Source organism: Pseudomonas sp. TH32, assembly GCF_016650855.1.
Lineage (GTDB): Bacteria > Pseudomonadota > Gammaproteobacteria > Pseudomonadales > Pseudomonadaceae > Aquipseudomonas.
In genome coordinates this window covers 5,197,068-5,218,394 of the sequence record NZ_JAEKFA010000002.1, presented here as the reverse complement: position 1 = coordinate 5,218,394, position 21,327 = coordinate 5,197,068, and the positions used below count along the sequence as shown (strand labels likewise).

General features: G+C 62.6%; 22 protein-coding genes and 1 other RNA gene. 11 read left to right on the top strand and 12 right to left on the bottom strand.

Features of this window, described 5'->3' with window-relative positions; all coding sequences use genetic code 11:
• Positions 1–173 precede the first annotated feature (173 nt).
• Positions 174–791: a flagellar basal body-associated protein FliL gene (locus JFV30_RS27715; RefSeq protein ID WP_201125659.1), complete on the bottom strand. Its 618-nt coding sequence runs from the start codon at positions 789–791 to the stop codon at positions 174–176.
• 75 nt (positions 792–866) lie between these two features.
• The gene (locus JFV30_RS27710) at positions 867–1,844 is read right to left on the bottom strand and encodes an NADPH:quinone oxidoreductase family protein (protein WP_201125658.1); all 978 of its coding nucleotides are present in this window, start codon (positions 1,842–1,844) and stop codon (positions 867–869) included.
• A 149-nt stretch (positions 1,845–1,993) separates the two neighbouring features.
• Here JFV30_RS27710 and JFV30_RS27705 point away from each other — a divergent pair, with 149 nt between their 5' ends.
• A complete protein-coding gene (locus JFV30_RS27705) occupies positions 1,994–2,401 on the top strand; it encodes a flagellar basal body-associated protein FliL (RefSeq protein ID WP_201125657.1) in 408 nt (135 codons plus the stop codon).
• A 159-nt stretch (positions 2,402–2,560) separates the two neighbouring features.
• Here JFV30_RS27705 and JFV30_RS27700 read toward each other — a convergent pair whose 3' ends face one another.
• From JFV30_RS27700 to JFV30_RS27685, 4 genes are all read right to left on the bottom strand, one after another.
• Positions 2,561–3,679, bottom strand: coding sequence for an ABC transporter permease (locus JFV30_RS27700; RefSeq protein WP_010167928.1), 1,119 nt, complete (start codon positions 3,677–3,679; stop codon positions 2,561–2,563).
• Positions 3,679–6,399 (bottom strand): ribosome-associated ATPase/putative transporter RbbA, encoded by a 2,721-nt coding sequence (rbbA, locus tag JFV30_RS27695; RefSeq protein ID WP_201125656.1) that lies wholly within the window; start codon positions 6,397–6,399, stop codon positions 3,679–3,681. The genes JFV30_RS27700 and rbbA overlap by 1 nt, the downstream gene beginning before the upstream one ends.
• Entirely contained in the window at positions 6,396–7,361 is a 966-nt protein-coding gene (locus JFV30_RS27690) for an HlyD family secretion protein (protein WP_010167926.1), read from the bottom strand. Before JFV30_RS27690 ends, rbbA begins: the two co-directional genes overlap by 4 nt.
• Before the next feature lie 139 nt (positions 7,362–7,500).
• Positions 7,501–7,950: an EVE domain-containing protein gene (locus JFV30_RS27685; RefSeq protein WP_201125655.1), complete on the bottom strand. Its 450-nt coding sequence runs from the start codon at positions 7,948–7,950 to the stop codon at positions 7,501–7,503.
• A 196-nt stretch (positions 7,951–8,146) separates the two neighbouring features.
• Between JFV30_RS27685 and JFV30_RS27680 the strand changes: the two genes are divergently transcribed.
• Positions 8,147–8,296: a hypothetical protein gene (locus JFV30_RS27680; RefSeq protein WP_003213959.1), complete on the top strand. Its 150-nt coding sequence runs from the start codon at positions 8,147–8,149 to the stop codon at positions 8,294–8,296.
• 7 nt (positions 8,297–8,303) lie between these two features.
• Here the strand turns inward: JFV30_RS27680 and JFV30_RS27675 are convergent, their stop codons facing one another.
• From JFV30_RS27675 to JFV30_RS27660, 4 genes are all read right to left on the bottom strand, one after another.
• Positions 8,304–8,933: a 5-formyltetrahydrofolate cyclo-ligase gene (locus JFV30_RS27675; protein WP_201125654.1), complete on the bottom strand. Its 630-nt coding sequence runs from the start codon at positions 8,931–8,933 to the stop codon at positions 8,304–8,306.
• Between the two features lie 56 nt (positions 8,934–8,989).
• A non-coding RNA gene (ssrS, locus tag JFV30_RS27670) (6S RNA) lies at positions 8,990–9,168 on the bottom strand.
• Between the two features lie 30 nt (positions 9,169–9,198).
• On the bottom strand, positions 9,199–9,516 hold the full coding sequence (locus tag JFV30_RS27665; RefSeq protein ID WP_003213956.1) for a cell division protein ZapA: 318 nt from the start codon (positions 9,514–9,516) through the stop codon (positions 9,199–9,201).
• Positions 9,513–9,722 (bottom strand): TIGR02449 family protein, encoded by a 210-nt coding sequence (locus tag JFV30_RS27660; protein ID WP_003213954.1) that lies wholly within the window; start codon positions 9,720–9,722, stop codon positions 9,513–9,515. Before JFV30_RS27660 ends, JFV30_RS27665 begins: the two co-directional genes overlap by 4 nt.
• A 138-nt stretch (positions 9,723–9,860) precedes the next feature.
• Here JFV30_RS27660 and JFV30_RS27655 point away from each other — a divergent pair, with 138 nt between their 5' ends.
• The 9 genes from JFV30_RS27655 to gcvH all read left to right on the top strand — a co-directional run bounded on the left by JFV30_RS27655 (position 9,861) and on the right by gcvH (position 19,219).
• On the top strand, positions 9,861–10,418 hold the full coding sequence (locus tag JFV30_RS27655; RefSeq protein ID WP_003213952.1) for a YecA/YgfB family protein: 558 nt from the start codon (positions 9,861–9,863) through the stop codon (positions 10,416–10,418).
• Positions 10,419–10,438: 20 nt separating this feature from the next.
• The gene (gene pepP / locus JFV30_RS27650) at positions 10,439–11,761 is read left to right on the top strand and encodes a Xaa-Pro aminopeptidase (protein WP_201125653.1); all 1,323 of its coding nucleotides are present in this window, start codon (positions 10,439–10,441) and stop codon (positions 11,759–11,761) included.
• A complete protein-coding gene (ubiH, locus tag JFV30_RS27645) occupies positions 11,758–12,945 on the top strand; it encodes a 2-octaprenyl-6-methoxyphenyl hydroxylase (protein WP_201125652.1) in 1,188 nt (395 codons plus the stop codon). Before pepP ends, ubiH begins: the two co-directional genes overlap by 4 nt.
• Positions 12,938–13,423, top strand: a complete 486-nt coding sequence (locus tag JFV30_RS27640) for a DUF4442 domain-containing protein (protein ID WP_010167898.1) — start codon at positions 12,938–12,940, stop codon at positions 13,421–13,423. Before ubiH ends, JFV30_RS27640 begins: the two co-directional genes overlap by 8 nt.
• A gap of 9 nt (positions 13,424–13,432) precedes the next feature.
• Positions 13,433–14,650 (top strand): 2-octaprenyl-3-methyl-6-methoxy-1,4-benzoquinol hydroxylase, encoded by a 1,218-nt coding sequence (locus JFV30_RS27635; protein ID WP_169389273.1) that lies wholly within the window; start codon positions 13,433–13,435, stop codon positions 14,648–14,650.
• Positions 14,651–14,745: 95 nt separating this feature from the next.
• Complete coding sequence (locus JFV30_RS27630) at positions 14,746–15,750, top strand: extracellular solute-binding protein (protein WP_169386881.1); 1,005 nt, start codon at positions 14,746–14,748, stop codon at positions 15,748–15,750.
• A gap of 178 nt (positions 15,751–15,928) precedes the next feature.
• Positions 15,929–17,545: an ABC transporter permease gene (locus JFV30_RS27625; RefSeq protein WP_201125651.1), complete on the top strand. Its 1,617-nt coding sequence runs from the start codon at positions 15,929–15,931 to the stop codon at positions 17,543–17,545.
• A 156-nt stretch (positions 17,546–17,701) separates the two neighbouring features.
• The gene (gene gcvT / locus JFV30_RS27620; RefSeq protein ID WP_010167890.1) at positions 17,702–18,784 is read left to right on the top strand and encodes a glycine cleavage system aminomethyltransferase GcvT; all 1,083 of its coding nucleotides are present in this window, start codon (positions 17,702–17,704) and stop codon (positions 18,782–18,784) included.
• Positions 18,785–18,835: 51 nt separating this feature from the next.
• Positions 18,836–19,219 carry a glycine cleavage system protein GcvH gene (gene gcvH, locus JFV30_RS27615; protein WP_010167888.1) on the top strand — a complete coding sequence of 128 codons (384 nt, stop codon included), beginning with the start codon at positions 18,836–18,838 and terminating at the stop codon, positions 19,217–19,219.
• A 42-nt stretch (positions 19,220–19,261) separates the two neighbouring features.
• Here gcvH and JFV30_RS27610 read toward each other — a convergent pair whose 3' ends face one another.
• Complete coding sequence (locus tag JFV30_RS27610; protein WP_010167886.1) at positions 19,262–20,401, bottom strand: DegT/DnrJ/EryC1/StrS family aminotransferase; 1,140 nt, start codon at positions 20,399–20,401, stop codon at positions 19,262–19,264.
• Between the two features lie 160 nt (positions 20,402–20,561).
• Positions 20,562–21,233: an outer membrane protein gene (locus JFV30_RS27605; RefSeq protein ID WP_201125650.1), complete on the bottom strand. Its 672-nt coding sequence runs from the start codon at positions 21,231–21,233 to the stop codon at positions 20,562–20,564.
• Between the last annotated feature and the right edge of the window lie 94 nt (positions 21,234–21,327).

Below are 21,327 nucleotides of genomic sequence, written 5' to 3'. Positions count from 1 at the left end.
TGTTCTTTTACGAACATGTCGCTTAGAGGCAAGTGAGGGGCGTTTTCAGGCGGGGTATCACGAACGTGTGGCGAGGGAGATTGCTCCCGCTGGACTGCGCAGCAGGCCCATCTTCTGGGGCCGCTTCGCGACGCAGCGGGAGCAAGCTCCCTCGCCACAGACAGCGATTCGGCTCAGCTGCCGTTAGCGGCTGCGATATCACCCGGAAGCAGGTGCTCCTGGACCTTCTGGCTGCGGGATTCCTCCAGTTGGCCCTGATCGTCGAAGCGCAACACGATCAGCCAGTCATACACATTTTCCGGCCATTTCTTCATGCCGGTCAGCGCCGGGCCGTCGCCGCCGAAAGCTTCGATCAGCTTGTCGATATGCCCGTGATGCCAGGCGATCAGCACGGTTTGCGCCTGGTTGGACTTGCGCAGGGACTTCACCAGTTTGCCGACTTGATCGTCTGAGTAGGGGGTTTCAAGCGGGAGCTGCAGGCGCTGGGCCAAGGGTGTCAGGGTCAGGCGAGGACGGGAGCTCTCCTTACTGTCGCTGGTGGCGATCAGCCGCTGGGGCACCACCGAGATGCCATTCAACAGCAGCGGGTCGAAATAGCTGGCATAGGCCGCCGCCCGTTGTTCGCCCTTGGGGCTCAGCAGCGGGCCCTCATCGGGTTTTTCCGCATGACGCACGATCAGCACCGTCACGTTGTTCAGCCCACGTACATCCTTGTCCTCTTTATGGGCAAGGGCTTGGGCCGACACCACCATCAATACCCCCAGGAACAGCGCGCGCAACCGTGTGACCATTATTCTTCCTGCCAATGAGTAAGTGCCTCGGCCGATCATGGACCCAGGCACCTCGTGGACAAAATGAAACAATCGTCAGCGTAGCTGCACCACGATCTTGCCGACAGCCTTGCGCTGGCCCAGGTCATTGATCGCCTGCGCGGCCTGCTCCAGCGGGTACACCTGAGACACCAGCGGCTTGAGCTTGCCCTCGGCAAACCAGCCGAACAGTTGCTGGAAGTTGGCCGCGTTGTCCTGCGGCTGGCGCTGGGCAAACGAGCCCCAGAACACCCCGACCACCGCCGCTCCCTTGAGCAGCGCCAGGTTGACCGGCAGCTCGGGAATGCGCCCGCTGGCAAAACCCACCACCAGCAGCCGGCCATTCCAGGCGATGCTGCGGACGGCCTGGTCAAACAGGTCGCCGCCTACCGGGTCGTAGATCACATCCACACCGTTGCCGCCGGTGAGGCGTTTGATCTCGTCCTTGAGGCTGGCTTCGCTGTAGTTGATCAACTCATCGGCACCGGCGGCCTTGGCCACCGCCAGCTTGTCGGCGCTGCTGGCTGCGGCGATCACCCGGGCGCCCATGGCCTTGCCGATTTCCACCGCGGCCAGGCCGACGCCGCCGGAAGCACCGAGCACCAGCAGGGTTTCCCCGGGTTGCAGGTTGGCGCGCTGCTTGAGGGCGTGCATCGAGGTGCCGTAGGTCATGCTGAAGGCGGCGGCGGTTTTGAAGTCCATGCTCGGCGGGATCGGCAGCACGTTGTAGCCCGGCACGGCGACCTGCTCGGCGAAGCTGCCCCAGCCGGTCAGCGCCATCACCCGGTCGCCGACTTTCAGGTGGCTGACCTTTTCGCCGATCTCGCTGATCACGCCCGCCGCCTCACCGCCCGGTGAAAACGGGAACGGCGGCTTGAACTGGTACTTGCCCTCGATGATCAGGGTGTCCGGGAAATTGACCCCGGCGGCATGCACGTCCAACAGGATTTCGTTCTTCTTGATCGCCGGGCTTTCGACGTCTTCCAGCACCAGGTTTTCGGCGGGGCCGAAGGCTTTGCACAGCACAGCTTTCATCGGACTATTCCTTTTGGCGTGTTGGCCGATAAGTGTAGGTGGGCAGGGCGACGGGTCAACGAGCATGCCCCGGCCTGATAAGTCGCCATAAGCTTGTGCTCAGGGCTGCTAGCGTTATGCTACTGGGCAACCGAATTGAGGAATGAACTGTGAAAGCGTGGATCCTGTTGATGCTGGCCCTGACACTGCCGACGGCAGTCCTGGCCGAAGAAGCCAAAGAAGGCGACGCGCCGAAGGTCAGCTATATCAGCCTGAGCCCGCCGTTCGTCGGCAATTACGGCCTGGATGGCACCGCGAAGCTGCGGGTATTCAAGGCGGATATCGCCCTGCGCGTGACCGGCCCCGAGGCGGCTGCTGCCGTCAAAGCCAACGATGCGTTGATTCGCAACCAGCTGGTGGCCCTGTTTACCCAGCAAACCAACGACACCATGAGCAGCGTCGACGGCAAGGAAAAACTGCGTCAGGAAGCCCTGAAGCAAACCCAGCAAGTGATGAACGACGAGACCGGCAAACCGCAGGTTGAGGATTTGTTGTTCAACAACCTGATCATCCAGTAATCCCACGCAATTGACGTCTGGTAAAAGGGCGCCCCTGTGGCGAGGGAGCTTGCTCCCGCTGGGCTGCGCAGCGGCCCCAAAATCCAGGGAGCGCTTCGCACTGGAGCGCCAGCCCGGTCCAGCGGGAGCAAGCTCCCTCGCCACGAAAGCGCATCGCTCTCAAGAGGCAAGGCTCTTCCTGAACCGCGCCAACGCCACCGCAAAAAACAGCAACCCAATCGCCGCCAGTGCCAGCAAGTCCGGCCACACCACGCTCACCCCCGCATCCCTGAACAGAATCGCCGCGCTCAGGCTCACAAAGTGCGTCGACGGCGAGCCCTGCATCACCCATTGCAACCACTGCGGCATGCTGTCCAGCGGTGTGCTGCCGCCAGACAACAACAGCATCGGGATAATCACCGGGATCGCCAGCAGGCCGAACTGCGGCGTCGAGCGGGCGAGGGTGGCGAGGAAGATACCCAGGGCGGTACTGGCAAACAGGTACAGCGCGGTGACCAGCAAAAACAAGGTCAGCGACCCGGCCAGCGGCACGCCGAGCAAACCTTTCACCACCACTTCCAGCGACAGCCAGGTGCACAGCACCACCACCAGCATGTTGCTCCAGATTTTCGCCAGCATGATTTCCAGCGCCGTCAGGGGCAGCACCAGCAAATGGTCGAGGGTGCCGTGTTCGCGTTCACGCAGCAGTGCGGTACCGGTCAGCACGATGGCGAGGATGGTGATGTTGTTGACGATCTGAATCACCGCCAAAAACCAGCCGCCTTCCAGGTTGGTATTGAACAGTGCCCGGGTGGTCAGCAGCGCCGGGGCCTTTTGGGCGGCATCAGCCTGGTTGCCATAGGTCAGCAACTCACGCTGGAAAATCCGCCCGATGTACCCGGCGCCCATGAACGCCTGGCTCATGGCCGTGGCGTCGACGTTGACCTGCACCCCCGGCTGGCGCCCGGCCAACAGGTCGGCCTGGAAATTCGCCGGCACGTTGATTACAAAGGTGTACTGGCCGCTGTCCATCACGTTGTCCAGTTGGTCATAGGGCAGCGGTACCGCTGGCTGGAACTCCGGCGGTTGCAGCGCTTCGGCCAGTTGGCGGGACAGCGCGCTGTGGTCTTCATCCACAAAGGCCACGCTGGCGTTGTGCACGCCGATCACCGAGCCGGCCGCGGGCATATAGATGGCGACGGTAAACGCGTAGAACAGGAACAGCAGCAACACGCTGTCATGGCGCAGGCTGGTCAGTTCCTTGATGCCAAGGCGCAGGATATGGGCGAACGTGTGCATCAGGCCTCCTGCTTCTTGAGCATGATCAGGCTAAGCCCGGTGAACCCCAGGAAAAACCCGAACAGCGCCAGGCACTGCGGCCATAACTGGCGCAGGTCCAGGGCCTTGGTAAAGGTGCCCACCGCAATATCGAGGAAGTACCCCGCCGGGAACAGCATGCCCATCAACGCGGCGGCGCCTTCCAGGGACGAGCGCGGTACGATCAGCCCGGAGAACTGGATGGTCGGCAGGCTGGTGATGATCATGGTGCCGAGGATCGCTGCGATCTGGGTGCGGGTGAACGCGGAAATCAACAGGCCCATGCTGGTGGTGGCCAGCACGTACAGCAGGCCGCCAAAGGCCAGGGTCACGCCGCTGCCCTTGAACGGCACGCCGAACAGCCAGCGGTTCATCGCCACCAGCAGCCCCAGGTTGATCAGGCTCACGGCCAGGTACGGCGCCTGCTTGCCCAGCAGGAATTCCAGGCGGGTGAGCGGTGTGGCGTAGAAGTTGGTGATCGAGCCCAGTTCCTTCTCCCGCACGATTCCCAGGGCCGTGAGCATCGCCGGGATAAACGCGAGGATCAGGGCCATCACGCCGGGGCCGATGGCGTTCACGCTGACCACGTCCTGGTTGTAGCGAAAGCGGGTTTCCAGTTTGGCGGCGGCTTGCGGGTTCAGCGGTGTGCTGTTCAGTTCGGCCAGTTGCTGGAGATTGGCTTGGTGCACCGCTTCTACATAGTTGCGGCTGGTTTCCGCACGGAACGGCATGCCACCGTCGAGCCAGGCGGCCACGGCGGGTTGGCGGCCAGCGTAGAGGTCACGGCCGAACCCCGGCGGAATCTCCAGCGCCAGTTTGATTTCCGAGCGTTGCAGGCGTTTGTGCAGTTCGCTGGCGTCGGTGATCGGCGGCTGTTCGGCGAAGTAGCGCGAGCTGCGGAAGGCCTCCAGGTAGGCGCGGCTTTGCGGCGTCTGGTCCTGGTCGTAGACGGCGAAAGCGAGCTTTTCCACGTCCAGGGAAATGCCGTAGCCGAAGATCACCATCATGAAAATCGCACCCAGCAGGGCGAAGGCCATGCGCACCTTGTCCCGCAGCAGTTCCTTGCCTTCGCGGCTGGCGACGGCCAACAGGCGGGCGCCGCTGAATCCGCGTTTGCTGACGGGCGGGGCCATGGGTTCGCTGACGGTTTCGGTGGAGGCGGCTGCGGCTTCAGGTGCGCCTTGGGCTTGCTCCAGGCAGGTGACAAACGCCGCCTCCAGGGTCTCACCGTGGAACTGCTGTTGCAGCGCATCCGGCGTGTCGCAGGCCAGCACCTTGCCCGCGTGCATCAGCGAGATGCGGTCGCAGCGCTGGGCCTCGTTCATGAAGTGGGTGGACAGGAAGATGGTCACGCCCTGTTCCCGGGACAGCTCGATCAGCAACCGCCAGAAATCATCCCGGGCGGCCGGGTCGACGCCCGAGGTCGGCTCATCGAGGATCAGCACTTCCGGGCGGTGCAGCACCGCCACCGCCAGGGACAAGCGCTGGCGCAGGCCCAGGGGCAACTCGCCGGAAGGCTGCTCGGCGACGTCACCCAGGTCAAAACGCTCGATCAACTCGTCGATGCGCTGGCCGCTCTCGGCTTTGGGCAGGTCGAACAACTGTGCGTGAAGCACCAGGTTCTGGCGCACGCTGAGTTCGCCATACAGCGAGAAGCTTTGCGACATGAAGCCCACGCGCTTGCGGGTGGCCAGGTCCTTGGCGTTTACCGGGTTGCCCAGTAGCGTGGCAGTGCCCTCGGTGGCCGGCATCAGGCCGGTGAGGACTTTCATGGTGGTGGTCTTGCCGCAGCCGTTGGAGCCGAGGAAACCAAAGATCTCGCCCCGGCCAATGGCAAAGCTGACCTTGTTCACCGCCGTGAAATCGCCGAAGCGCAGGGTCAGGTCGTGGGCTTCGATGGCGATGTCGGTGTTGTCCCCTTGGCGTGGCGGGATCACCAGCGGCTGGTTGTTGTGGGCGCTGTCGCCCTGGAAATGGGTGAAGGCTTCATCCAGTTTGCCGCTGGGCGTCGCTGTGGCCAGTTCGCTGCTCAGGCCGTCGGCGATCAGCTTGCCGCGGTCGAGCATCAGGCAGTGTTCGAACTGCTCGGCTTCTTCCATGTAGGCCGTGGCCACCAGCAGCGTTAGTTGTGGGCGTTCGCTGCGTACGGTTTCTACCAGTTCCCAGAAGCGTCGACGGGACAGCGGATCGACGCCGGTGGTGGGTTCGTCGAGGATCAACAAATCAGGGTCGTGGATCAATGCGCAGCACAGGCCGAGTTTCTGTTTCATGCCGCCGGAGAGTTTGCCGGCAGGGCGGTCTGCGAAGCGCGCGAGGTCGGTGGCCAGCAGCAGGTTGTGCATGCGCTGGTCGCAGTCGGCTTTCGACAGGCCAAACAGCGTGGCGAAGAACCGGATGTTTTCGCTGATGGACAGTTCGGGGTACAGGTTGCCGCCCAGGCCTTGGGGCATGAAGGCGATTCGCGGGTAAAGGCTGTTGCGGTGACGGCGGTCTTCGATGGAGCCACCGAGCACTACCAGCTCGCCTTGTTGAAGCTTTTTGACCCCGGCGATCAAGCCCAGCAGGCTCGACTTGCCGGCGCCGTCCGGGCCGATCAGCCCGCAGCGGGTGCCGGCGGGCAGGCTGAAGGCGATGTCGATCAGCGCCTGTTGCTTGCCGTAGCGATGGTTGATCCCCGTGGCGTGCAGCGCCAGGCCGTTCATTGCAGGTTGGCCGGCCAGTCCAGGTCAGCGGTGCGCACATAGCCGGCGCCGGGCATGCCCGGTTTGGCTTGTGGCACGGCGCTCGGTTGGGTCAGGCGCAGTTTGACCCGGAACACCAGCTTCTGGCGCTCGTCACGGGTTTCCACTTCCTTGGGGGTGAACTGCGATTTGGCCGCGACAAAGCTGATTTTCGCCGGCAGCGGCTGCTTCGGCAGGGCGTCGAGGAGGATGCGCGCCTCACTGCCGACGGTCAGGCGACCGGTCACCGAGGCGGGCAGGTAGAGGTTCATGTATTGGTCGTTGGGGTCGATCAGCAGCAGCACGCGGCCACCGGCGCCGAGCACTTCGCCGGGTTCGGCCAGGCGTAGCTGGATGATGCCGTCGATGGGCGCCCGCAGGCTGCTGTCTTCGATTTCGCTGGTGAGTTGCGCGACCTGGGCCTGGGCGGCGCCGATGGCGGCTTTTACCGAATTGACCTGAGCTTGGGCGGCGACCACGGCGGCGTTGCCGGTGTTTTGCCGCGCCTGCTGTTGGTCGATCAGTTGGCCGCTGGCGAAACCGCGCTTGTACAGTTCCTGGGTGCGCTTGAGTTCCTGGCTGGCCAGCAGTTGCTCGCTCTGGCGCAGTTGCACATTGGCTTCGGCGGCCGCGAAATTCTCCCTGGCCCGCAGCACTTCGGCTTCAGCCTGGGCGCGCTGGGCTTCCAGGGTGCGGGTGTCCATGCGCGCCAGCAACTGGCCCTTGAGCACCTTGTCGCCTTCGTCCACCCGCACTTCGGCCAGGCGCCCGGGGATCTTGGTGGCGATCTGCACTTCAGTCGATTCCAGCCGGCCATTGCCCATGCTCAAGCCCTCGGGCAGGCGGTCCTGGGTGGATTGCCAATAGCCGAAGCCGCCGGCAGCCAGCAGCAAGACAATCAATGGAATGGCGAAAAGATGGGAGGTGCGGTGGTTCGTCGACATGGGTGCATCCTGCGGCGTTAGCGTCCTAGTTTGACCGATCCTGCCCGAAGGCCCTTGATGCGGGTCAAATGAAGCGCCAGCCTAACCCGGTTGACGCGCAGATGCATGCGCCATGGGCGTGACCGCAGGGTTCTGCCTTTTAGCGCAGGCCGAGCACCGCGGCCCACTGCTCGGCGGTGACGGGCATCACCGAAAGGCGGCTGCCTTTTTGTACCAGGTGCAAGTCGGCGAGGGCGGTTTGCTGTTTCAGATAACCCAGCCCCAGGACCTTCGGGAACGTCTCGACGTGGGCGACATTGATTGCGCTCCACGGGTTCTTTTCGGGTGTCGCCCTGGCGTCGAAATAATGGCTGTCAGCCTCCAGTGCGGTGGGGTCCGGGTAGGCCGCCTCGACGATTTTGCCGATGCCGGCAATCCCCGGTTCCGGGCAACTGGAATGGTAGAAAAAGAAGTGGTCACCCACTGCCATCGCCCTCAGGAAGTTGCGTGCCTGATAGTTGCGAACCCCATCCCACCGGGCCTCTCCGAGCTTTTCCAGGCCGGTGATCGACAGTTCATCGGGCTCGGATTTCATCAGCCAATAGGCCATGTTTTTGCTCCTCAAAAGGCGATTGGGAAAGTTGTCCTGCAATTTTATGACAAACCGACGGTCGGTTGGCGTCAAGGTTTGCGTGTTGGTTCACGTTACCGCAGAATGCCGGGGTTTTGAGCTTGACGCAGCTGGCACGGACTACTAATGGAACGTTGCTGTCATCGTGTGCAAGATGCCTGAAGGGGGGCAATCGATGAAACGCAAACCGGATTTACTATGGATTTTGGTTATTTTGTTCGGCCTGGGCGTTGTGACCACCGGCTATGCGCAGAGCTTGTGGTCGAACAAGACTGACGCACCGATTGAACTCGCACAGCAACAGCCGCAACCGTTCAAGCGCTGACCCGTCTTTAAGGCGCTGCTGATTCCAGTAGCGTCCCTGCCCTATACCAATCCTTATCGGTGACTGTGCCCTCAAGCGGTACATCCCAGCTTGCCTGCGCCAATCGTTCGACCTTCTGACATTCATGAGCCAGGCCCAACAGCGTCGGCTTGCGCCAGGATTTGCGGCGGGCCATGTAGGCCAGGCTGCGGTCATAAAAGCCGCCGCCCATGCCCAGTCGCCCACCCACATCATCGAAGCCCACCAAAGGCAGCAGCACCAGGTCCAGCGCCCAGACCTTGCGTTGACGGCTGACATTCACCTGTGGCTCAAGGATGCGAAAACGGTTGGGGCTCAGCTTCTCGCCAGGGCGCACCCGCTGGAACACCATCTTGGTTCGCGGCCACGCGCTGAGCACCGGCAGGTACGTCGCCTTGCCCCGGCGCTGTGCAGCGCGCAGCAGCAGGCGCGGATCGATTTCGCCGTCCGTCGGCAGGTATAAGGATATGTGTTTGGCCCGGCGAAACAGCGGGTGCTGTGCCAGTTGCCGATACAGGCCAAGGGCGGCCTGGCGTTGCTCGCTGGGCGTGAGGGCGCGGCGGGCTTTGCGCAGCATGCGTCGAAGTTGCGGGCGGGAAAGCGGCGCAGGTTCGGTCATGGTTTTCGGCTCATAAAACAATGCCAGTCCTGAGACTGGCATTGGATTTGGGAATCAGGCTCCCCGACAGAACCGCTGTCGACTTAGCCCTTGAACCCGAAAGTTCAAGGTGGAAGAAACAGTAGGCTTTAAGGCTTTCCGTCTAGCGGACATGCACACCAGCCCAACGTGTAACTTCCAGGGTAGTGCGAATCGGCTCAGGGACATCGCCGACTGGCAAGCACGCCAGGGAGTGGGGCGAGTATACCCGAAACCGACGCCGCAATCAGCCCTTGGGTGGCTCTGGATCGGTAGAAAGTACCAGATCGACCCGCTCCAGCAGGTCGCGTACCTGCTCACGCGTCGAGCCGCTGGCCTGCACGTCAGGCCGTTCCTGCTTATGCAGTAAATCGTGGGTAATGTTCAGCGCGGCCATCACGGCGATGCGATCGGCGCCGATGACTTTGCCGCTGCTGCGGATTTCACGCATCTTGCCGTCCAGGTAGCGGGCAGCGCTCACCAGATTGCTGCGTTCTTCCTGTGGGCAGATGATCGAATATTCTTTGTCGAGAATCTGCACGGTGACGCTATTGCTTGAACTCATGAGTCTTGCTCCAGGGCCTTCAGGCGCGAAATCATCGATTCGACCTTACGCCGGGCGATTTCGTTTTTTTCAATGAGGTGAGCGCGTTCCTCGCGCCAGGTCTTTTCCTGAGCTAATAGGAGTCCGTTTTGGCTCTTAAGTTGCTCGACCCGGTTAATTAGCAGCTCGAGTCTGGCCATCAGCGCTTGCAGGTCGGTGTCTTCCATTGGGTTCCACTGGATTTGTCTGATGAATGGCAACTGCTGGATAAACGATCTGACGCCCTCGATAGTCTTGGTACGTCTGCCGATGCTAGGATACAGCGCTTCATTCTAGACATTGCGCCGTCTGGCGCCTAGCTCACCATGCCCATTCAGAACTCCCCGTACGATGCTTTTTCCAAACTGCTGAGCTCCAGCGGTCATCCTTGCTCGCCTGCCGAGCTGCACGGCGTGCTGCTGGGCCGCAGTTGCACCGGTGTCGGCTTTGATGCCGACAACTGGCTGGCCGACGTCGCCGAGCTGCTGGAAACCGAGCCTACCGAAAACGTGCGCAACGCCCTTATCGGCCTTCAAGAGATGGTCAAAGGCGAGCTGACCGGTGATGACGTCACCGTTGTGTTGCTGCTGCCTACCGATGACGCACCGCTCACCGAGCGCGCTGCGGCACTGGGCCAATGGTGCCAAGGTTTCCTCCACGGCTTTGGCGTGAACGCCGGCGGCCTCGACCTGAGCACCGATGCCCAGGAAGTGCTGCAAGACCTGGCCGCCATCTCCCAGGTGCAAGACGCCCTGGAAGAGTCCGAAGACGGCGAAAGCGACTACATGGAAGTCATGGAATACCTGCGCGTTGCGCCGCTGCTGCTGTTCACCGAGACCCGTAAATCGGCTGAGCCCGCTGCACCCAAGCCGTCGCTGCACTAAGAAAGGAAGCCCATCTGCCCATGATCCATATCCCCAAAGCGGAATACACCCGGCGCCGCAAGGCGCTCATGGCGCAGATGGAACCCAACAGCATCGCCATCCTGCCGGCAGCCGCGGTTGCTATCCGCAACCGTGACGTCGAGCACGTCTACCGTCAGGACAGCGACTTTCAGTACCTGAGCGGCTTCCCGGAACCGGAAGCGGTGATCGTGCTGATGCCCGGCCGCCAGCACGGCGAGTACGTGCTGTTTTGTCGCGAACGCAATGCCGAGCGCGAACTGTGGGACGGCCTGCGGGCCGGCACCGAAGGCGCGATCCGCGAGTTTGGCGCCGACGACGCGTTTCCGATCACCGATATCGACGACATCCTGCCCGGCCTGATCGAAGGTCGCGACCGGGTGTACTCGGCCATGGGCAGCAACGCCGAGTTCGACCGGCACCTGATGGAGTGGATCAACGTGATCCGCTCTAAAGCGCACCTCGGCGCCCAGCCACCGAACGAATTTGTTGCCCTGGATCATCTGCTTCACGACATGCGCCTGTATAAATCGGCGGCAGAAGTGAAGGTGATGCGCGAGGCCGCACGGATTTCCTGCGCGGCCCATGTGCGGGCGATGCAGGCCAGTCGCGCGGGTTTGTATGAGTTCAGCCTGGAAGCGGAGCTTGACTACGAGTTTCGCAAGGGCGGGGCGAAGATGCCGGCCTATGGCTCCATCGTCGCCTCCGGGCGCAACAGCTGCATCCTGCATTACCAGCAGAATGACGCGGTGCTCAGGGACGGCGACCTGGTGTTGATCGATGCCGGTTGTGAGATCGACTGCTATGCCAGCGACATCACCCGCACCTGGCCGGTGAGCGGCAAGTTCTCCGCCGAGCAGAAGGCGATTTACGAAATCGTGCTGGCTTCCCAGGAAGCCGCCTTTGCCGAAATCGCCCCGAACAAGCATTGGAACCAGGCCCATGAGGCGACGGTGCAAGTGATCACCGCCGGGCTGGTCCAGCTGGGATTGTTGCAGGGTGACGTCGACGAGTTGATCGCCAGCGAAGCCTATAAAGCCTTCTACATGCACCGCGCCGGCCACTGGCTGGGGATGGATGTGCACGATGTGGGCGAATACAAAGTGGGCGGCGAGTGGCGAGTGCTGGAAGTCGGCATGGCGCTGACCGTTGAGCCGGGGATTTACATTTCGCCCGACAACCAGAACGTGGCGAAGAAATGGCGTGGCATTGGCGTACGCATCGAGGACGACGTGGTGGTGACCAAGCAAGGCTGTGAAATTCTGACCGGTGGCGTGCCCAAGTCCGTTGCCGAGATCGAAGCATTGATGGCAAGCGCCCGATGAGCCGGGTCAACCTGGCGATTATCGGCGGCGGCCTGGTGGGAGCCAGCCTCGCCTTGGCGTTGCAGGCGGGGGCCAAGGCCCGTGGCTGGAAGATCGTGCTGATCGAGCCGTTCGCCCCCGGCGACAGTTACCAGCCGAGTTATGACGCGCGCTCTTCGGCGCTGTCCTTCGGCGCTCGGCAGATTTATCAACGGTTGGGCGTGTGGCAGGAGATTTCCCGCCGCGCCGAGCCGATCAAGCAGATTCATGTGTCGGACCGTGGCCGCTTCTCCACTGCGCGCCTGTCGGCGATGGAAGAAGGCGTGCCCGCCCTCGGCTACGTGGTGGAAAACGCCTGGCTCGGCCAATGCCTGTGGCAAGGCCTGGACAAGGAGGTGGTCAGCTGGCGCTGCCCGGCGGAAGTCACCCGCATGGAGCCGCTTGCCGATGGCTACCGCCTGACCCTGAATGACGAAACCGAGCTGGAGTGCGACCTTGCGGTGCTGGCCGATGGCGGCCGTTCCGGCCTGCGCGAACAGCTGGGTATCGGCGTTAAAAAACGCCCGTACAACCAGAGCGCGCTGATCGCCAACATCACCCCGAGCGAAGCCCACAACGGCGAGGCCTTCGAGCGTTTCACCGACGAAGGGCCGATGGCCTTGCTGCCGTTGCCGGACAACCGTTGCGCGCTGGTGTGGACCCGCATCGGCATGGACGCCCAGCGTCTGGCCGAGCTGGACGAGCGCAGCTTCCTCAGTGAGTTGCAGGGCGTGTTCGGCTACCGCCTGGGCACCCTGAAACAGGTCGGTGCACGTCACTTGTACCCGTTGACCCTCGTGGAGGCGGAAGAGCAAGTGCGCTCCCATCTGGCCGTGCTCGGCAATGCCGCCCACAGCCTGCACCCGATTGCCGGCCAGGGCTTCAACCTGTCCCTGCGCGATGCCTACGCCCTGGCCGAGGCCTTGTTGGCCGGGCCGGCAGTACCGGGCGACCTGGCGACACTGCAGGCGTACCGTGAGCGCCAGCGCATGGACCAGAAACTCACGGTTGGTTTCTCGGATCAGGTGACCCGATTGTTTGGCAGTGCCCAGCCGTTGGTGGCGCTGGGCCGCAACATGGGCTTGCTGGGCCTGGACTTGCTGCCGCCGGCCAAACGCTGGTTCGCCCGCCAGGCCATGGGCCTGGGCACCCGCCCCGATGCGTGAGTGGCTGACCCAACGCCTGGGCAAGGCGCGACTGCTGCGCTGGTTCCTGACCCTGTACCCGCCGTACCTCGGTGCCGGGGTTAGGGTGCAGCACCTCAGCGCTGATTTCCGTCACGCCAAGGTGCGCATGGGCCTGGGCTGGTACAACCGTAATTACGTGGGCACGCAGTTTGGCGGCAGCCTGTATTCGATGGTCGACCCGTTCTACATGCTGTTGCTGATGGAGAATCTGGGGCGCGACTATATTGTCTGGGACAAGGCCGCGAGCATCGATTTCATCTCGCCGGGCAAGGGCCCGGTGTATGCCGAATTCTCCATCGACGATGCCTTGCTGGACGAGATTCGCCAGCACACCGCCAGCGGCGACAAATACCTGCCGCAGCTCAAGGTGCAGATTCATGACGGCTCCGGCACCCTGGTGGCGCGGGTCGATAAAACCCTTTACGTGCGGCGCAAGCCGCAATCGAGACAGGCTTAAAGCATGGACATGCGCGCAGATGTGCTGATTGTCGGGGCCGGAATGGTCGGAAGCGCCCTGGCGCTGGCGTTGCAGGGCAGTGGCCTGCAGGTGCTGCTGCTCGATGGCAGCCCGCTGAGCGTCAAGCCATTCGACCCGCAAGCCGCGTTCGAGCCGCGGGTGAGCGCCTTGTCGGCGGCCAGCCAGCGCATCCTCGAGCGCCTTGGCGTGTGGGACGGGATCGTCGAGCGACGCGCCAGCCCGTACGGCGAGATGCAGGTGTGGGACGGCAGCGGCACCGGGCAGATCCACTTCTCGGCGGCCAGCGTGCATGCCGAGGTGCTGGGGCATATCGTCGAAAACCGTGTGGTCCAGGATGCCTTGCTCGATCGCCTGCATGACTGCGACCTCGGCCTGCTGGCCAATGCGCGCCTGGAGCAGATGCGTCGCTCCGGTGATGACTGGCTGCTGACCCTGGCCGACGGCCGCACCTTGCGCGCGCCGCTGGTGGTCGCAGCAGACGGTGCCAACTCGGCGGTGCGCCGCCTCACGGGCACCGCCACCCGAGAGTGGGATTATCTGCACAACGCCATCGTCACCAGCGTGCGCAGCAGCCAGGCGCATCAGCGCACGGCCTGGCAGCGTTTTACCGATAACGGCCCGCTGGCCTTCTTGCCGCTGGTGCGGGACGGGCAGGAGGATTGGTGTTCGATCGTCTGGTCGACCACCCCGAGTGAGTCCGAGCGTTTGATGGCGCTGGACGACGAAAGCTTCTGCCGTGAGCTGGAGCTGGCCTTCGAAGGCCGCCTGGGCACGGTGTTAAGCGCCGATCCACGGCTGTGCGTGCCGTTGCGTCAGCGTCATGCCAAGCGTTACGTGGCCGAGGGCCTGGCGTTGATTGGCGATGCGGCCCACGTCATTCATCCGCTGGCGGGGCAGGGCGTGAACCTGGGTTTCCTCGACGCGGCGGTGCTGGCCGAGGTGCTGTTGGCCGCCAACGAACGCGGCGAGCGCCTGGCGGAGGTGAAGGTGCTCAGCCGTTACGAGCGTCGGCGCATGCCGCACAACCTGGCGCTGATGGCTGCGATGGAAGGTTTTGAACGGTTGTTCCAGGCCGATCAACTGCCGTTGCGCTGGTTGCGTAATGCCGGGTTGAAGGTGGTCGAGCAGATGCCCGAGGCCAAGGCGCTGTTCGTGCGCCAGGCATTGGGTTTGACCGGGGATTTGCCGGAGCTGGCCAAGGCCTGAGGGGGCAGTGCAACATCTGGTAACGCCTCCGCCGAGCGCTACCAAATGTGAGTCCTTATCATTTGCCCTCTTTTTGCAAATGAGAGACCGCACCCATGTTGGCACCCAAGCGCCTCCTGACTGCCCTGGCACTCACCCTTATCGGCAGCACCACCGTGCAGGCGGCCGACGAAGTCGTGGTCTACTCCTCGCGTATCGACGAACTGATCAAGCCGGTGTTCGACGCCTACACCAAGAAGACCGGCGTGCAGATCAAGTTCATCACCGACAAGGAAGCGCCGCTGATGCAGCGCATCAAGGCCGAAGGTGAAAACGCCACCGCCGACCTGCTGCTCACCGTCGACGCCGGCAACCTGTGGCAAGCCGAGCAGATGGGCATCCTGCAACCGTTCACCTCCGCGGTGATCGACAAGAATATTCCCCTTCAATATCGCTCTTCGGCCCATGCCTGGACCGGCTTGAGCCTGCGCGCGCGCACCATCGCCTACTCCACTGATCGCGTGAAGCCGGGCGACCTGACCACCTACGAAGCCCTGGCCGACAAGCAGTGGGAAGGCCGCTTGTGCCTGCGTACCGCGAAGAAGGTCTACAACCAGTCGCTGACCGCCACCCTGATCGAAACCCACGGCGCGGCCAAGACCGAGGAGATCGTCAAGGGCTGGGTCAACAACCTGTCCACCGACGTGTTCTCCGATGACATCGCCGTGCTGGAGGCGATCAATGCCGGGCAGTGCGACGTCGGTATCGTCAATACCTACTACTACGGCCGCCTGCACAAGCAGAAGCCGGACCTGGCGGTGAAGCTGTTCTGGCCGAACCAGGGCGACCGTGGGGTGCACGTCAACCTGTCGGGCATCGGCCTGACCAAACATGCGCCACATCCGGAGGCCGCCAAGGCGCTGGTGGAGTGGATGACCACGCCGGAAGCGCAGAAGATCTTTGCGGACGTGAACCAGGAATTCCCGGCCAACCCGGCGGTGCCGCCGTCGGCGGAAGTCGCGACCTGGGGCAAGTTTGTGGCCGATACATTGCCGGTGGAAGTGGCGGGCAAACGTCAGGCTGAGGCCATTCGCTTGATGGATCGGGCTGGCTGGAACTAAGTAGACTCTTCAAGACACCGCAAGACAGTGTGGAAGCTGGCTTGCCTGCGATAGCATCACCACGGTGTGACTGACACACCGTGGTGCCTGCATCGCGGCGGTGCGACGGTTCGACAAGCCCGGCTCCCACACTGTGTTGTGGCGAGTTCAAGATATTATTCCCAGAGATCCGATCCTTTTGGCCCATCCCGCCCAACGCCGCTGGTACCTGCCGGTCTTCACCGTCGCCGCCCTGGTGCTGTTGCCGCTGAGCGTCCTGTTGCTGTCGTGGCAGACCATCGACCAACAGATCTGGTCCCATCTTTGGGAAACCCAGATGCCGCGCCTGTTGGGTAACACCCTGACCCTGGTGCTGGGTGTCGGTGTGGGCGTCACGCTGCTGGGCGTCAGCCTGGCGTGGCTGACCAGCCTCTGCGAATTCCCCGGTCGGCGTTGGCTGGACTGGGCCTTGATGCTGCCTTTCGCGATTCCCGCCTACGTCCTGGCCTTCGTGTTCGTCGGCCTGCTGGACTTCTCCGGCCCGGTACAAACCCTGTTGCGCGACGTGTTCGGCATGGGCTTGCGCCTGCCACGCGTGCGATCAACCAGCGGCGTGATCATCGTGCTGGTGCTGGTGTTCTACCCCTACGTTTATCTGCTGGCGCGCACGGCCTTCCTGGCCCAGGGCAAAGGCCTGATGGAAGCGGCGCGGGTATTGGGCCAGTCGCCATGGCAGGCATTCTGGCGCGTAGCGTTGCCCATGGCGCGCCCCGCCATCGGTGCGGGCGTAGCCCTGGCGCTGATGGAAACCCTGGCGGATTTCGGCGCGGTCTCGGTGTTCAACTTCGACACCTTTACCACCGCCATCTACAAGACCTGGTACGGCTTTTTCAGCCTTTCCAGTGCGGCGCAGTTGGCCAGCCTCTTGTTGCTGGTGGTGATGTTGGTGCTGTACGGCGAACGCCGTGCCCGGGGCGCCAGCCGGCCGAGCAATGAGCGGCCTCGCGGCAAGGCGCTGTACCACCTGCGCGGGGTCAAGGCGGTGGCGGCCAGCGGTTGGTGCGGCTTGGTGTTTGCCTGCGCGTTCGTGATTCCGATGCTGCAACTGGTGGCCTGGTTCTGGCAGCGCGGCCGCTTCGACCTGGACGAGCGCTACGCCGGTCTGATCGTCCATACCCTGTACCTGGGGGGGATGGCGGCCCTGATCACCGTCAGCGTGGCCCTGGTGCTGGCGTTCGCCCATCGCCTGGCACCCACGCGGGCCATCCGCTCCGGCATCAGCCTGGCCAACGTGGGTTACGCGCTGCCGGGCTCGGTGCTGGCGGTGTCGATCATGTTGGCGTTCAGCTACCTGGATCGCGAACTGGTGATCCCGGTCTCAGGCTGGCTGGGTGGCGCCGGCAAACCGCTGTTATTGGGTAGCCTGTCGGCGCTCTTGCTGGCGTATCTGGTGCGTTTCATTGCGGTGGCCTATGGGCCGCTGGAAAACAGCCTGGCGCGAATCCGTCCGTCCTTGCCCGAAGCTGCCCGCAGCCTGGGGGTCAGCGGGCCGCGACTGTTTTGCAAAGTGTATCTGCCACTCTTGCTGCCGGGCACCCTGAGTGCGGCGTTGCTGGTGTTTGTCGATGTGCTCAAGGAAATGCCGGCCACCTTGCTGATGCGCCCGTTCGGCTGGGACACGCTGGCGGTCCGGATTTTCGAGATGACCAGCGAAGGCGAGTGGGCGCGGGCTTCTCTGCCGGCCCTGACCCTGGTGTTGGTGGGCCTGTTACCGGTCATCGGGCTGATCCGACGTTCGGCGAGACAAATCGGCTAGGTGCCAGTCCTACGCCTTGAGGCTACAATGCGCGGCATTCGGTGCGGTCGATCTTCCAGATCGGGTCGCTGAACGCGGCTACAGGCCTTTTATTTCAAGGTTTGTAGCCCGAACGGCAACCGTCCGCACCTTCGCCACGCCCGGAAGGAGAAACCCATGGGACAGCGCACGCCTCTGTATGACCTGCATCTCGCCCTTGGCGCGAAAATGGTCGATTTTGGCGGTTGGGATATGCCTTTGCATTACGGCTCGCAGGTTGAGGAACACCATCAGGTGCGACGCGATTGCGGGGTGTTTGATGTATCCCATATGACCGTGATCGATATCACAGGCCCCCAGGCCAAGGAATGGCTCCAGCATTTGCTGGCCAATGATGTTGACCGATTGCACGGCTGCGGCCGTGCGTTGTACAGCGCCATGCTCAACGAGCAAGGCGGCGTGGTGGATGACATGATTGTCTACCGTACCGAGAGTGGTTACCGGCTGGTGGTCAACGCCGCTACCCGTGACCAGGACATGGCCTGGATGCAGGCCCGGCTCGGCAGCTATCAGGCCCGGCTTCACGAGCGTCCCGAGTTGGCCATGCTTGCCATTCAGGGCCCCCACGCCCGGCAGAAGATCGCTGAGCTGGTGACTCAGTCTCGCGCCACCTTGATCCACCAGCTCAAGCCCTTTGAAGGCCTGGCCGATGGCGACTGGTTTATTGCGCGCACCGGTTATACCGGTGAAGACGGCCTGGAAATTGTCCTGCCGGCCGAGCAGGCCCCGGCGTTTTTCAACGATCTGGTCGGCGCAGGCATTTCCCCCATCGGCCTCGGCGCCCGCGACACGCTGCGCCTTGAGGCCGGCATGAACCTCTACGGTCAGGATATTCACCAGGACGTATCGCCCTTGGCGGCCAACATGGCCTGGAGCATCGCCTGGGAGCCGGCCGGGCGTGATTTCATCGGCCGTGCCGCCCTGGAAGCCGAAAAAGCAGCAGGTGTGAAGTCCAAGTTGGTCGGCCTGGTGCTGGAGGAACGTGGGGTTTTACGCGCACATCAGGTGGTTCGTATCGCCAATGTTGGCGAAGGAGAGATCACCAGTGGTAGTTTCTCTCCTACGCTAAGCAAATCCATTGCCCTGGCACGTGTGCCGTCGGCGACTGCTGACCGGGCCGAGGTGGAAATCCGCGGCAAGTGGTACCCGGTTCGGGTGGTCAAGCCGACGTTCGTGCGCCATGGCAAAACATTGATTTAACTTTTCCGGCGGGCCAATGGCCGCTGACATTTTTTCTTGAGGACACAGACTATGAGCGATATCCCTGCCGACCTGCGTTTTGCCGAAAGTCACGAATGGGCCCGTCTGGAAGCTGACGGCACCGTGACCGTCGGGATCTCGGACCATGCCCAGGAAGCATTGGGGGATGTGGTGTTCGTTGAGTTGACCGAAGTCGGCAACGTGTTCAAGGCGGCTGACCAGGCCGGCGTGGTTGAATCGGTGAAGGCCGCTTCGGATATCTACTCGCCGATTGCTGGCGAAGTGATCGCGGTGAACGACGCCTTGAGCGGTGAGCCAGAGCTGTTGAACTCCGACCCTTACGGCGCCTGGATCTTCAAGCTCAAGCCAAGCAACCCGGCTGACCTGGAAAAACTGCTGGACGCTGCCGGTTACAAGGCTGCCATCGGCGAGTGATCCCGCTGCGGGAGCCGGCAACCGGCTCCCGCAAAGGTTTTGTCAGCGCTTCAACACCGCTTTTACCGCCGCTACCGAACGCTCTACGTCCGCTTTCGTCATCGCCGTGAACATCGGCAGCGACACAATCAAACGCCCCACTTTTTCCGCTACCGGGAACATGCCTTCCTTGAATCCCTGCGCCTTGTACAAGCTCAGCAGGTGGATCGGCGGGTAGTGATAGCCAATGCCGACGCCATGGGCCTGCATCTGCTCCATGAATGTGGCACGGGCCGGCAAACCGTCCTGGCGCTCCGGCAGTACCAGCTGGAACAGGTGCCAGTTGCTGTTTTCGAAATCGGCCGGTGGCAATTGCGCACCGTACTGCGCTTCAAAATCACTGCCGAAACACTCGAAATAGTGCCGCGCCAGTGCCTGGCGGTGGGCGGTGATCTTCTCGATATGGGCAAACTGACCCAGGCCGATGGCCGCTGCAATGTCGGTCATGTTGAACTTGCCGCCGAGCACGTCCACGTCCAGGCCGTCGAAGCCGGTGCGGGTAACGCCTTGCAGGCGATATTTCTCGGCCAGGCGTGCTTCTTCAGGGGTGTTCAACACCAGGCAGCCGCCTTCGGACGACGTGATGTTCTTGTTCGCCTGGAAGCTGAATGACACGAAATCGCCCGTAGAGCCAATACGTTCGCCATCCCAGCTGGAGCCCAGGGCCTGGGCAGCATCTTCGACAATGCGCAGGTTGTACTTGTTGGCCAGTGCGTAGAGCAGCGGCATGTCCACGGGAAGGCCGGCCAGATACACCGGGATGATCGCCTTGGTGCGCGGGGTGATTGCCGCTTCTACCTGGGCCAGGTCGATATTGCGGGTGACCGGGTCGATATCGGCGAACACAGGCGTGGCACCGACCTCCAGAATCACGTTGGCAGTGGCGACCCACGAGATCGGGGTGGTGATGACTTCATCCCCGGGCCCGATGCCGGCGATGCGCAAGGCGATCTCCATGGTGCAGGTGCCCGAGTTGAAGGTGCGTACCGGGCGCCCGCCAAAGTATTCCGACAGCTGCGCTTCGAACGCCTGCACTTTCGGCCCGCTGGTGATCCAGCCGGAGCGCAATACGTCGCCCACCGCCGAGATGGTGGCTTCATCAATGGTGGGCTTGGAAAACGGCAGAAAGGGCAGTTGGCTCATGGCGTTGAAGGCATCCGTTTCAGGTAGACGATGAGAAAAAAGCATATCAATGCCGGGCATGGTTGCACGGCTCGACTGAATATAGCCTGTCGTCTGTGAATGAATCGTCACCCTCTGGTCAAAAAATGCCGCCTTGGCGGCGGCATCCCTGGGGCTTGGCCTAGAAGGCTACGCGGGCCTCCAGAAACACATTTTGCTCCTTGAGCTTGCCCTTCAGCTGCTCGTCGCGGGCGTTGATACGGTTGGCGAAGGTGTTGTAGCCGGTTTCAATCCTGCCCATGTCCACGTAGCGCCAGCCGGTGCCCAGGGTCAGGGTTTCGCTGACCTTGGCGTCCAGCCCCAGGCCTACGCTGTAGGCGAAATTGTGCTGGCGGTTGCTGGCGAAGCGCCGGGTCTTGTTGGTCTGGTAACCCTCGGCGTCAATCTGGGCCAAACCCACTCCCGCTATGCCGTAGAACGACAGCCACTCGTTGATCGGGATGTTTTTATAACCATTGAGCATCAAGCGCTGGCTGTCGGCCTGCAGGCTGTTGACGTTGGCATTGAATGGCGCCCATTGGGATTTGAAGTTCGACTGGCTGGGGGTGGTGTATTCCCCTTCCAGGCGCCAGCCATCGGCAAAGGCATAACCCAAGGCGAATGATCCGGTGAAGGTTTTGCTGCTATCAGGGGCCGACACCCGATCGGTGACGCGGGGGCTGGTCAGCAGGGCGCTGGAGAGATTCTGGCGAGCACTGTTGAGCTTTGCCGACCCGTACCAGCCTTCTGCCTGGGCATGGGGGGTGGCAATCGCGGCGAGCAGAAGCGCGCAGGAGAGTTTTTGCATGGTCATCGATTCACTTGGGCTAAAGGGAATCGACAGCTTGTTGCGTGGCGTGCGGGCAGCTCGACAGGACTTTTCCTGTTCGAATGGGGAATCGCCAGCA